The sequence below is a fragment of the Acidovorax sp. JMULE5 genome (genome assembly GCF_013376875.1).
Classification (GTDB): Bacteria; Pseudomonadota; Gammaproteobacteria; order Burkholderiales; family Burkholderiaceae_C; genus Acidovorax; species Acidovorax facilis.
Window position 1 is genome coordinate 1,792,501 of record NZ_CP035951.1, and the last position, 12,359, is coordinate 1,804,859.

At 57.6% G+C, this 12,359-nt stretch carries 12 protein-coding genes (1 of these 12 running past the window's edge); all 12 read right to left on the reverse strand.

All coding sequences use genetic code 11. From position 1 onward, the window contains the following. Positions 1 to 1,011, reverse strand: partial view of an adenylosuccinate synthase gene (locus EXV95_RS08060; protein ID WP_176886441.1) — the 5' portion only. The gene continues 366 nt to the left of window position 1, outside the view; 1,011 of the gene's 1,377 nt are visible here — the first part of the coding sequence; the start codon lies at positions 1,009 to 1,011; the stop codon falls past the left edge of the window. A gap of 27 nt (positions 1,012 to 1,038) precedes the next feature. Then, positions 1,039 to 2,187: an ATP phosphoribosyltransferase regulatory subunit gene (locus tag EXV95_RS08065; RefSeq protein ID WP_055398650.1), complete on the reverse strand. Its 1,149-nt coding sequence runs from the start codon at positions 2,185 to 2,187 to the stop codon at positions 1,039 to 1,041. A 90-nt stretch (positions 2,188 to 2,277) separates the two neighbouring features. After that, a complete protein-coding gene (locus EXV95_RS08070; protein ID WP_176886442.1) occupies positions 2,278 to 2,460 on the reverse strand; it encodes a DUF2065 domain-containing protein in 183 nt (60 codons plus the stop codon). A 31-nt stretch (positions 2,461 to 2,491) separates the two neighbouring features. Then, positions 2,492 to 3,400 carry a protease modulator HflC gene (gene hflC / locus EXV95_RS08075; RefSeq protein WP_055398652.1) on the reverse strand — a complete coding sequence of 303 codons (909 nt, stop codon included), beginning with the start codon at positions 3,398 to 3,400 and terminating at the stop codon, positions 2,492 to 2,494. A 9-nt stretch (positions 3,401 to 3,409) separates the two neighbouring features. Next, the gene (gene hflK, locus EXV95_RS08080; protein WP_176886443.1) at positions 3,410 to 4,786 is read right to left on the reverse strand and encodes an FtsH protease activity modulator HflK; all 1,377 of its coding nucleotides are present in this window, start codon (positions 4,784 to 4,786) and stop codon (positions 3,410 to 3,412) included. Positions 4,787 to 4,840: 54 nt separating this feature from the next. Further along, complete coding sequence (hflX, locus tag EXV95_RS08085; protein ID WP_176886444.1) at positions 4,841 to 6,007, reverse strand: GTPase HflX; 1,167 nt, start codon at positions 6,005 to 6,007, stop codon at positions 4,841 to 4,843. Positions 6,008 to 6,076: 69 nt separating this feature from the next. Beyond that, complete coding sequence (hfq, locus tag EXV95_RS08090; RefSeq protein WP_010464175.1) at positions 6,077 to 6,331, reverse strand: RNA chaperone Hfq; 255 nt, start codon at positions 6,329 to 6,331, stop codon at positions 6,077 to 6,079. 106 nt (positions 6,332 to 6,437) lie between these two features. Then, positions 6,438 to 7,781 (reverse strand): ribosome biogenesis GTPase Der, encoded by a 1,344-nt coding sequence (der, locus tag EXV95_RS08095; protein WP_055398655.1) that lies wholly within the window; start codon positions 7,779 to 7,781, stop codon positions 6,438 to 6,440. 13 nt (positions 7,782 to 7,794) lie between these two features. Beyond that, positions 7,795 to 8,961, reverse strand: coding sequence for an outer membrane protein assembly factor BamB (gene bamB, locus EXV95_RS08100; RefSeq protein WP_176886445.1), 1,167 nt, complete (start codon positions 8,959 to 8,961; stop codon positions 7,795 to 7,797). A gap of 2 nt (positions 8,962 to 8,963) precedes the next feature. Then, positions 8,964 to 9,650, reverse strand: coding sequence for a tetratricopeptide repeat protein (locus EXV95_RS08105; protein ID WP_176886446.1), 687 nt, complete (start codon positions 9,648 to 9,650; stop codon positions 8,964 to 8,966). 14 nt (positions 9,651 to 9,664) lie between these two features. After that, a complete protein-coding gene (gene hisS, locus EXV95_RS08110) occupies positions 9,665 to 10,930 on the reverse strand; it encodes a histidine--tRNA ligase (RefSeq protein ID WP_218135498.1) in 1,266 nt (421 codons plus the stop codon). 155 nt (positions 10,931 to 11,085) lie between these two features. Beyond that, complete coding sequence (gene ispG / locus EXV95_RS08115) at positions 11,086 to 12,348, reverse strand: flavodoxin-dependent (E)-4-hydroxy-3-methylbut-2-enyl-diphosphate synthase (RefSeq protein ID WP_370460261.1); 1,263 nt, start codon at positions 12,346 to 12,348, stop codon at positions 11,086 to 11,088. Between the last annotated feature and the right edge of the window lie 11 nt (positions 12,349 to 12,359).

A 12,359-nucleotide genomic window follows, 5' to 3' on the forward strand; every position in this document is an offset into this window, starting at 1 on the left:
GAACCAGCCGCATCGACGACTACGCCCCGTGGTCACACCCTTCTCAGCGCCCACCGTACTCATGTGATACCCAGGCGTACCAGGCACTTCCCAGTCCAGCTCCGTCGGGAAAGGGCCACCGCCAACGCGGGTGCAATACGCTTTGGTAATACCGAGTATGTAATGCAACATGCCGGGACCGACGCCCGAGCCGGCCGCTGCGTTCCCGGCTACACAATTGCTCGATGTGACATAGGGGTAGGTCCCATGATCCACATCGAGTAGCGTACCTTGTGCGCCCTCAAACAGAAGATTGGCACCATCTCGATGGGCGTCGTTAAGCTCGCGCGATACATCAGCCATCATGGGCTTGAGCAACTCAGCATGGCGCATCGCTTCTGCATACACCACATCGAACTGAACCTTGCCGTCCTCGATATACGGCTTGAGTGCATCACCAAACACGAAGGCGCCCGAGCGCAGATAGGTCGTAAGGATATGGTTATGCAGATCCAGCAATTCACGAAGCTTGGCAGCAAACCGCTCGGGGTACTTCAAGTCTTGCACCCGCAGGGCACGACGGGCAATCTTGTCTTCATACGCGGGGCCAATACCGCGACCAGTAGTTCCAATTTTTTCCGTTCCACCCTGTTCACGTGCAGCTTCACGCGCCACATCAATGGCTGCATGGAACGGAAGAATCAGCGGGCAAGCTTCGCTGATTCGCAAGCGTGAACGCACTTCGACGCCCGCTTTTTCAAGGCCTTCGATTTCCTCAAACAGCTTGGCTGCCGACAAGACAACACCATTGCCGATGTAGCACTTGACGCCTGGGCGCATGATGCCACTAGGGATCAGGTGTAGTGCCGTCTTGACACCATTGATGACCAGTGTGTGGCCCGCGTTGTGCCCACCTTGAAAACGGACGACACCTTGCGCGCTTTCGGTCAGCCAATCAACCAGCTTGCCTTTGCCTTCGTCACCCCACTGGGTTCCGACCACCACTACGTTGCGACCTTTGGTTGCTTTCATCTCAAACCCAATTCAATTGTCAATTGCTTAAACAGCCTGCACGACCCAGCGGCCCGCAATCTGCACCAGTTCCCGATCACAGTGGAACTCGTCCACTTCGCTCTCATGCCCCGGCAAAACACAAACCACCGTCTCACCAGACGTGCGGAGTTCCGCGATGGCTGCATTCACTTCATCCGACTCTCCCCAGGGAGCACGGATAGCAGCTTTCAATGCCCGTGGAGAGACCACGCCCACTACCTGCTTGATATCCAGACTAAATCCCGCTGCGGGACGATTGCGGCCGAACACAGCCCCCACCTCGTCATAACGGCCACCCCGAACGAGCGCATCGCTTGCGCCCGGGGCATAGATCGCAAAACGTGCACCGCTGTAGTAGGCATAGCCACGCAGATCGGCCAGATCAAAAGTGACAGCAGCCCCCTCAAGGCGGGATGCCAGCCAATTTAAATTTGATAGCACTTGAGATATGCCAGGAAAGCGCTGGAAGGCTTTTTGAGCCTCAATCAACACACCCTGATCCCCATAGAGCTGAAGCAACGCCAACAAACCCTCGCGCGACTCCACAGGGAAATCTCGGGTCAATGCCGCGAGTTCAGCCGCGTCCTTGGCTGCCAGTGCCGCATGGATACCGCTCAACACCTGGACATTCACGGACACGCCCGCCAGAAGATTGCGCACGATGCGCACATCCGCCAGGTCAATCGTGGTGCTGGGCACATTGGCAATGCGCAAGCATTCCCGGGCGAGCTGCAACGCCTCAAGATCAGCCTCCAGCCCAGCATGCCCGAAGATTTCTGCGCCGAACTGGAGCGGCTCGCGGGTGGCATGCGGACGATCAGGCCGGGTATGCAGCACTGGCCCGCAATAACAGAGGCGTGTCACGCCCTTGCGATTGAGCAAATGCGCGTCAATTCGAGCGACCTGGGGGGTAGTGTCCGCTCGGAGTCCCATGGATCGCCCCGAGAGCTGGTCCACCAGTTTGAAAGTCTGGAGATCGAGAGCTTCTCCCGTACCCGTCAACAGGGATTCAAGATGCTCCAGCAACGGGGGCATGACCAGCTCATAGCCGTAGCAGCGGGCTGTATCAAGCAGCCCGCGACGCAATTCTTCGATGTGCCGTGCTTCGGACGGCAAGACATCGGCAATGTGATCCGGAAGGACCCAAGCAGACATGGAAAAAAGGGGAGGCTGTTAAAACCGTGATTCTACCGGGAGCGGCGAAGAGCCCAGAGAGACTCCACCCGCTATCGGCTCTGGCGCTGTTCAGAGCCAGAGCATCAACACGCCAGCAACGATTGCCAGCAAACCGAAAAACCGAATCTGGCCATCCTGCAGCAGCGAAATCTGAGCGACTGCACGTCGCCAACTCTGAGGCGAAAGAAATGGCAGCAGTCCCTCAATCACCAGCACCAAGGCGAGCGCTGCCCACAGGCTTTCCGAATCCACAGCGGCAGGATGTCGACAATCAGCAGGGGGACTACTTCCGGGGTGCTGCAGGCATAGCCGCAGAGTTTCCACCTCGGAATGTCTTGAAAAACTCTGATGACGAGGGGTCCAGAACCATTACATCGCTCTTCTTGTTGAAGCTGGATTTGTAGGCTTCCAGGCTCCGGTAGAACTGCGCAAACTGCGGGTCCCGCCCAAACGCCTCGGCATAAATGCGCGCGGCTTCGGCGTCACCTTCCCCTTTGATCTTCTGAGCATCCCTGTAGGCATTGGCAATAGTGATCTCGCGCTGGCGGTCTGCATCAGCACGAATTTTTTCACCTTCCGCCGCCCCCGTAGAACGGAGTTCATTGGCCACGCGTTTGCGCTCGGCCTCCATGCGCCGATACACCGATTCCGTAATCGCCTCCACGTAATCGACGCGGGTAATACGAACATCGACAACATCCACACCCCACGGCTTGGCGCCACGAACGGTCTCCAGCACTTCGCGCTTCACATCCGCCATCAGCGCTTCCCGCTTCAGAGAAAGAAGCTCCTTGACGGTGCGCTTGTTGATTTCCTCCTGGAAAGCATTGCGCACCACGCGATTAAGTTGCATCGCTCCGGCACTCTCATCCAGTCCAACGTTACGGATGTACTCCGTTGGCTCGGAAATACGCCACCGCACATACCAGTCGATGACCACCCGTTGCTTCTCCGCAGTCAACATGGGCTCCGTGTCACTGCTATCCAGTGTCAAAAGGCGTTTGTCGATGTACGACACGTTTTGAAAAGGCGGGGGCAGCTTGAAATTCAAGCCTGGCTCTGTGATCACTTCCTTAATCTGCCCCAAGGCGTAAAGCACACCAAACTGGCGCTGGTCCACCACAAAAAGCATGGAGCTCATCAGGGCCAGCACCACCAAGAGGGTAGATGCAATAAATCCGACTCTGTTCACGAGTTGCTCCTAGCGAGTTTCACGATCGCGTGTGCGACTGCTGTCACGCGCGCGGGGGTCATTCGAAAAAGTAGTCGAAGGGGCTGCAGGCGCTGCAACGGGGGCCGTAGTATTTGCAGCTGGAGCATCCGATGCCCCCCCTCCGCTGGCGACACTTTGCATGATCTTGTCCAGTGGCAAATACAACAGGTTGGAACCCTGCCGTGATTCAACCAGCACCTTGGTTACGTTGCCATAAATCTGCTGCATCGCCTCCAGATACATGCGGTCCCGGGTCACCTGTGGAGCCTTCTGATACTCTGCCAGAATCGAAGAAAACCGCTGCGCATCACCTTGTGCCTGGGCAACAATCCGGGCCTTGTAGGCTGCAGCTTCTTCGTTCAAGCGCGATGCGGACCCCACTGCACGCGGAATCACATCATTGGCATAGGCTTGGGCTTCATTCTTGGCCCGCTCACGCTCCTGCCCCGCTTTGAGGACATCGTCAAAGGAGGCCTGCACCTGCTCAGGTGGACGGACACCACCTTGCTGCAGGTTGATACCCACCACCTCGACACCTACCTTGTAGCGATCCAAGATGGTTTGCATGAGTGTGCGGACACGGGGAGCAATCTGATCACGCTCTTCGGCCAATGCCGTATCCATGCGCATCTTCCCGACCACCTCCCGAACTGCCGTCTCCGCAGCTTGAACCACCGCATCCGAAGGGTTCTTGCTTTCAAACAGCCACGCGCGGGCGTCACTCAAGCGGTACTGGACCGCGAACTTGATCTCGACGATATTTTCATCTTCCGTGAGCATGGCCGACTCACGCAGACCGGTGCTCTTGATGATGCTGTCTCGCCCCACATCGGCAGACCGAATCTGGGTGACAAATACCAGTTCGTGGCGCTCGATGGGGTACGGCAAACGCCAGTTAAAACCTGCACCCACGGTGCTTTTGTACTTGCCGAACTGGGTAATGACCGCCTGCTGACCTTCCTGAACGATAAAAAATCCTGTTCCCATCCAGATCACAAAGACGATCCCAGCGATCAGCCCCACGCCCACACCAGCGCTCTTCATATCTGGCTGGAAGCCCCCCCCAGAACTACCACCGTTGCCCGGACCACGGCCACCGCCGTTCTTGGAGCCAAAAAAACCTCCGAGCTTCTTATTGAGATCGCGCCAAAGCTCATCAAGGTCGGGCGGCTGCCCGTTGCCAGGCCGCTGATCGCCGCCACGATTTCCAGCAGGAGGAGGCGTAGCAGGACGCTCCTCCGGACGTGCACCGTCGTCTGCCTTGTTATCGTCGCCGCGCCCCCACCGAGGGTCATTCAGATTGAACATGCCCCGAATACGTTCTGGCAGCGAAGCCCAGCGTAGGGTGCGATTTTGAAAATTCATGCGCAAAGTCTCTGGTTCTCTGGATGGCATTGGTAATGCTGGCATTGTGCCCAATCAGGGCGCGGCCCCTGGCAATTCAATGGCGGCATCAGGGGTCATGCATTTTTGAGCGGCAAGTACCCTTAGCGAGAGCGCATGGCGCAGGGCATCCAACCCCTCACCAGAACGAGCACTCACAAACAAGCGCGGGAAGACATGCCCATCCACGTCGTACTGGTCTTCAAGAAGCGGGGGGCGCTGCTCAGCCTGTAGAGAATCCAACTTGTTGAACACAAGTATCTGGGGGATGTCAGCTGCACCAATCTCGTTCAAGACCTTTTGAACCTGAGCCATTTGTTCAGGAAAGCCCGGATTGGAAGCATCCACTACATGAAGCAGAAGGTCCGCATCAATGGCCTCTTGCAACGTTGCCTGGAATGCATCCACCAAGCCATGGGGAAGGTCTCGAATGAACCCTACGGTATCCGAGAGGGACACCGATCGCCCAGCATCGCCCAAATAGAGTTGCCGTGTTGTGGTGTCCAGTGTTGCAAACAACTGGTCTGCAGCGTAGGCGCGAGCCTTCACCAGCGCATTAAAGAGCGTGGACTTACCAGCGTTGGTATACCCCACCAATGAAATATTGAACGTATCGCGTCGCTCACGCTGCCTTCTCTGGGTGGTCCGCTGGCGTTTGACCTTCACGAGGCGCTCACGCGTGCGCTTGACGGCGTCGCCAATCATCCGACGATCCAGTTCAATCTGTTTTTCACCCGGGCCGCCGCGCGCACCAATGCCCCCTGTCTGGCGCTCCAGATGCGACCAGCGGCGCACAAGGCGGGTGCTGAGATACTGCAATCTTGCCAACTCCACCTGGAGTTTGCCCTCGTGGCTGCGGGCACGTTGCGCGAAGATTTCCAAGATCAACAACGTTCGGTCATTGACTGGAAGCTCAAGGTGACGCTCCAGGTTTCGCTGTTGCGCCGGACTGAGTGACTGATCGAACAAGACTTCCGCCGCGCCATGCATTTGTGCCAACGTACGGATTTCATCCGCCTTGCCACTGCCAATAAACAAGGCCGCATCTGGCGCCTTGCGTTTGCACGTCAAGCGGGCGACAGGCTTCATACCCGCTGTCTGCGCAAGCAATCCCAATTCTTCGAGATCGCCGTCGAAGTGAGGAAGACCAAAATCAACCCCAACCAGAAGCACCGGGGTGCCATCTCCCGACGAAGCGGTCATCGATTGCAAAGTAGATTGCCCCCTCGCCCGAACAGGGCAAGACGCGAAAACGGCAACACAAACAACAACTTAAGCGTTGTTGCTATCTGCATCAGAGGTGTCGGCAGTAGAGAAGTTGACCGCGCGGCCCGGCACGATGGTGGAAATGGCATGCTTGTAGACCATCTGGGTGACTGTATTGCGCAGCAACACCACGTACTGATCAAACGATTCGATCTGCCCCTGCAGTTTGATTCCGTTCACGAGATAGATGGAAACAGGAACATGCTCCCGACGCAAAGCGTTGAGGAAGGGGTCTTGCAAAAGCTGGCCTTTGTTGCTCACGATATTCTCCGTGTTCAAAAATGTTGTTGTAAACCAGCACCTTACCACAGCACGGAGCACAACCCCGCCTCAGGATACATGGCCCTTTGGGAATCCAGCCTTTGACTTAGGCTTCCTCTTTATCAGCGAAAGGGTTGTGCGATGTCTTCATCTCTATCCGGAGCGGTGTACCCACCAAGTCGAATTCTTTGCGGAAGCGGCCCTCCAGAAAGCGCTTGTAGGCATCTGTGACGTGTTCCAACGAATTACCATGGATGATGATCACGGGGGGATTCATGCCTCCCTGATGGGCATATCGCATCTTTGGTCGAAACATGCCTGCGCGTTTCGGACTCTGAAATTGAACAGCTTCTAGCAACAGGCGCGTCAATATCGGCGTTGACATCTTGCAGGTCGCCGCCTTGTGGGCTTGAGCAATCGATGCCCACACCGGCCCCAAACCCTGCCGTTTTTTTGCAGAAATGAAATGCAAGGACGCAAATTTCAGAAATGCGAGCCGGGTCTCGATAGACCGCTCCAGCAACTGACGCTGGTAGTCATCAACGGCATCCCACTTGTTAACCGCAACAACCACGGCTCTCCCGCTCTCCAAGATGTACCCCGCAATGTGCGCATCCTGATCAGTGACACCCTGGGTAGCGTCGAGCAACAGCAGCACCACATTGGCCGATTCAATGGCTTGGAGCGTCTTGACGACCGAGAATTTCTCTATCGCCTCGAAAACTTTTCCCTTGCGGCGCAATCCCGCTGTATCCACCAATTCAAAGCGCTGCCCATTGCGTTCGAAGGGTACCGTAATCGCATCACGGGTCGTTCCCGGCATATCAAACGCAACCAGACGCTCTTCGCCGAGCCAGGTGTTGATCAGCGTCGATTTGCCAACATTCGGCCGACCTGCCACAGCAAGTTTGATGATGCCTTTGTCAGATTCAACATCAGAGTCGTCGGGGTCAGGAAGCTGAAGCGGCTCCAGCGCAATCTCCACCAGGCTTCGAATACCCTGCCCATGGGCAGCAGACACAGGGTAAACCTCGCCCAGACCCAGCTCATAGAACTCGGCGAGTTGCACGCCCTCCAGCATGCCTTCGGCTTTGTTGGCAACAAGTACACAAGGTTTACCAAGGCGGCGCAAATAATTGGCGATGTCATGGTCTTGCGCAGATACACCTGCGCGCGCATCCACCACAAAAATGACCACATCAGCTTCGGCAACGGCCTGCTGCGTCTGCTTGGCCATTTCCTTGTAAATTCCGCTCGATGCATCAGGCTCAAAACCGCCGGTATCGATGACGATGTACTCGTGCTTGCCCTGCTTGCCATTGCCATAATGCCGGTCACGCGTAAGCCCTGCAAAGTCCGCAACAATGGCGTCGCGGGACTTGGTCAGGCGATTGAAGAGCGTGGACTTGCCGACATTCGGACGCCCCACGAGGGCGATAACTGGCTTCATTAAATAAAATCCATCAATCTGGCCGGAATCCGTAGACACCACCATTGCGAGTAACCACCACCAACGTATCTGCGGCTACAGCGGGTGCTGCGGCAATGCCAGATCCGTCCGTGGCGATGCGGTTGAGCGGCGAACCGTCCGTGCGGGATAGCAGGTGAACGAGGCCTGTGTCGTCCCCGACTACGACAGAGCGGCCCAACAACAAGGGCGCCGTCAGTTTGCGGTGTTTGAGCCTGTCGGTGGCCCACAGACGCGAACCATCGCTGCGACGCCACGCCAGGACCGTGCCATTGCCCTCCGCACCGAACAGGGCCTCCCCGTCTCCATGCACGCCATCGGCACCACTGGCGGGTTGCGTCCAAGTCACTGCGCCTCTGGCAGCATTGACACAACCCACAGCCGTCTGGAAGGCACGTGCACAGATGGAATCGCCTACCCTGCTGGTACGCCCAACCAACTCCACCAGCCTCTCAACGTCGTTGGTGCCCCGCGCACTCGCCAAAGGAGCCTCCCAACGAACGCTGCCATTGTCTGGATTCAGACCTACGACACGGCCGGAAAACCCCGCAACCAACGTATCTCCAACAGCCAGCAAAACGCCCGCCTGGCGCAAAACCAGAGGCTCACCGGGGCGCTGCTGACTCCAGAGTTTGCGGCCAGACACCGCATCAAATGCTGCCAAAGAACGATCGGCCGAAAGCACAAATACGCGTCCACCCGCAACGAGAGGGGGGGTGAATACTTGCGCAGCCAATGATTGGCGCCACCGCTCACGGCCAGCATCCAGAACGATCAAGGTGTTGCTGCGGGAAACAACCGCAGCCGATTTTCCGTCGCTACCCACCCCCGCAGACAAAGGCTCTGAAAGCGCTACACGCCAAACGTCGCCACCGGTTCGGGCGTCGATGGCCGCCACAACCCCGTCGGAGGAGGCAACAGTCACCACATTGCCTGCGGAATGGACATCAAGCGGCAATCCAGCAACGCTGCCAATGCGCGCAGTCCAAGCCTGCCGCACACCCAGCACCGCAACATTGGCCCCCAGATCTGCCGGCATCGGCTTGGAGCTCCCGCTGTTCCACAGCGAGCATCCAGCCAATGTGGCAACCAGGACCGCTGAAGAAATGCACCGCAGGCCGAACACCCTGCCCTTTGCGCCGTCTCCACAAATGAATGCCATGGCTATTTCACCCCATCAATGGATCCGGCGGCAGCTACTGCAACACCTTGTGGAGAAACACCCAGAGCACCGAGCTTTACCTCCACAAGACGACGGTACTCCACCCCCTCCTCGAAGGACTTATAGGCCTTGGCATACTCCGCAACAGCTTCCGCACGCTTATCCTGCAGCAGATAAATGTCTCCCTTGCGATCTGCAAAGACCGCTTCAAACTCCAAAGGAGCGCTTCCAGACAACTGCTTGAGTGCGTCGTCGTAGTTTTTTTGATCCATCAGCACGCTGGCCAAGCGGACCTTGGCCAATGCCTTGAGACCATCATCTCCCGACTGAGCAGCCACCCAGGCAAGCGCCTCCTTGGCGCCATCAGCATTGCCTGCCTCAACCATGGTCTTGGCCAATGCAAGCCCCGCCTGACTGGCCTGGGTAGTTCCCGCATACTTGGCCTTGAGGTCGGCAAACGCCTGAGCCATGCGCGCCTGGTCACCCGCTCGGGCAGCCACGTCTACAGCATCGTAGAGCGCTGCGGCCTGACTTGCCTGCCGGTTCTGCCAATACTGGTATCCGTTCCAGGCGACCAAGGAGCCTGCCACCAAAATCAGCACGGAGCTGATGAGGGTGCCCCAGGTGTTCCAGAAATGCTTGAGCTGATCAAGCTGCTCTTGTTCTTCGAGATCAAGGTGATTTGCCATGGAATGTGTTCTGTTTAGCGGTTGGATTGTAGGTTGGAGGCCCAATCGGCCAGGGAATCTAGCGGATGGTCAGACTGTGCACCCACACCATCGCGCAACGACTTGACGACAACCATCCCTCGGGACAGCTCATCCTCCCCAAAGACCAGCGCGTGCTGCGCGCCACTCCCATCTGCCTTCTTGAATTGGGATTTCATGCTGCCCATACCTTCGCCCCCTGCAGGCGCAGCATGCATCTGCACACTGAGGCCCAACTGCCGCAGGCGCTCGATGGTGGTCACAGCCACGGGCAGCGCCGCCACAGAGGGAATCACGGCATAGACATCAGGTACAAGGGCTGGGACCGTGCTGGTCTGCTCCTTGAGCAGTTCAAGCACACGCTCAACCCCAAGCGCCCAACCCACCGCCGGGGCTGCCTTGCCACCGATCTGCTCTATCAGATAGTCGTAGCGACCACCACCACAAATGGTGCCCTGCGACCCCAGCTGATCAGTGACAAACTCAAAGACCGTAAGGTTGTAGTAGTCCATGCCCCGAACCAGCCGGGGGTTCACTGTCCAGGCCACATCATTGGCGCTCAGAATGGACTTCACAGCATCAAAGTGCGCGAGCGACTTTGGCCCCAGAAAATCAATCAATCGAGGCGCAGCCTCCACCACGGCCTGCATAGCGGGGTTCTTGGTATCCAGAATGCGCAACGGATTGCTATGCAGACGCCGACGCGCCTCCTCATCCAGCACCTCGACATGCTGTTCCAGGTACGAAATCAGCGCCGCTCGGTGCGCCTTGCGTTCATGCGGTTCACCCAGGCTGTTCAGTTCCAGGCGCACGTTCTGCAACCCCAGTTCGCGCCACAGCGAGTGGGCCAGAAGAATCAACTCCGCATCGACCTCCGCACCAGGAAAGCCGAGCGCTTCAGCGCCAATCTGGTGAAATTGGCGATACCGCCCGCGCTGCGGACGCTCATGGCGGAACATAGGCCCCATGTAGTAGAGGCGCTTGCCTCCGTCATACAGCATGGAATGCTCAGCGACTGCGCGAACCACCCCTGCAGTCGCTTCGGGACGCAAAGTGAGATGCTCACCATTGAGACGATCCTCGAATGAGTACATCTCTTTTTCGACGATGTCCGTGACCTCGCCGAGGCCACGAACAAACAGCGCCGTGGGCTCAACAATCGGCGTACGGATGTTGCGATAGGCATATCGAGCCATAAGGGTGCGGACCTTGGACTCCAGCCACTCCCATCGGGCGGATTCAGGAGGCAGGATATCGTTCATGCCTTTCACGGCCACCAGCTTTTCCGGCTTGGTCGACGAAGCGCTTTTTTCGTTACTCACAACTGTTCTTTTCTCTATCTGGCAACTATTCGAAGGACATCACCCACCATCTCAAGATAGCGGCTCAGTATCAATCAGGGTAAGGCGAGCAACGCTCAGGCCAAAGTCACAGCGGCGGCGCCAAAACGCTTTTCGATGTACTGCTCGACAATTTGGTGGAATTCATGGGCGATGTTGTCACCCCGCAGCGTCATCGCCTTCTCGCCATCAATGAACACAGGGGCTGCTGGCGCCTCCCCCGTACCAGGCAGGCTGATGCCGATGTCCGCGTGCTTGCTCTCACCAGGCCCATTGACAATGCATCCCATCACCGCAACACGCAAGTTTTCGACGCCAGGATAGCGAACGCGCCATACAGGCATCTGGGCACGCAGAAAATCATCAATCTGCTTGGCGAGGTCCTGGAAGGTGGTGCTGGTAGTGCGACCACAGCCAGGACACGCCGTGACACTGGGAACGAATACACGCAACCCCAGAGCCTGCAGTATCTCGGAGGCCACCACGACCTCCTGTGTGCGCGCTTCACCGGGCTGGGGCGTCAGAGACACGCGAATGGTGTCACCAATACCCTCCTGCAGCAACACAGACAACGCAGCAGCCGACGCTACTGTGCCTTTGGTTCCCATGCCTGCTTCCGTGAGTCCCAGGTGCAAAGGGTAGTCGCAGCGGCGCGCCAGTTCACGGTACACAGAAATCAGGTCCTGCACACCGCTGACTTTGCAGGACAAGATGATTTGGTTGCCATCAAGGCCCATTTCTTCGGCCCGACGCGCAGATTCAATAGCCGAGGTAATCAACGCCTCGTACATCACCTGGCGTGCTTCCCAAGGAGTAGCACGGCGGCTGTTGGCATCCATCAAATCAACCAGCAAGTCCTGGTCAAGGCTGCCCCAATTCACACCAATACGCACGGCTTTGTTCCAGCGAATGGCTGCATCGATCATCTGGCCGAACTGCCGATCCCTCTTGTCGCCCTTGCCTACGTTGCCGGGATTGATGCGGTACTTAGAGAGCGCCTGTGCGCACTCAGGAAAATCCGTAAGAAGCCGGTGCCCGTTGTAGTGAAAGTCCCCCACCAAGGGAACGCTTTCTCCCATACGGTCCAATTGTTCACGAATGTAGGGTACTGCCGCTGCGGCCTCGGGGGTGTTCACCGTAATCCGGACGAACTCGGAGCCGGCCTGCGCCAGTTCCTTGACCTGAATGGCCGTGCCAATGGCATCCACGGTGTCTGTGTTGGTCATGGACTGCACTCGCACCGGAGCATCCCCGCCCACGGTCACCACGCGCGATCCCCACACAATCCTGGCTTGGCGGGACCGCCGTGGCAAGGGGGACGCCACCGCAATGGGCCCCATCTCACAAGGTA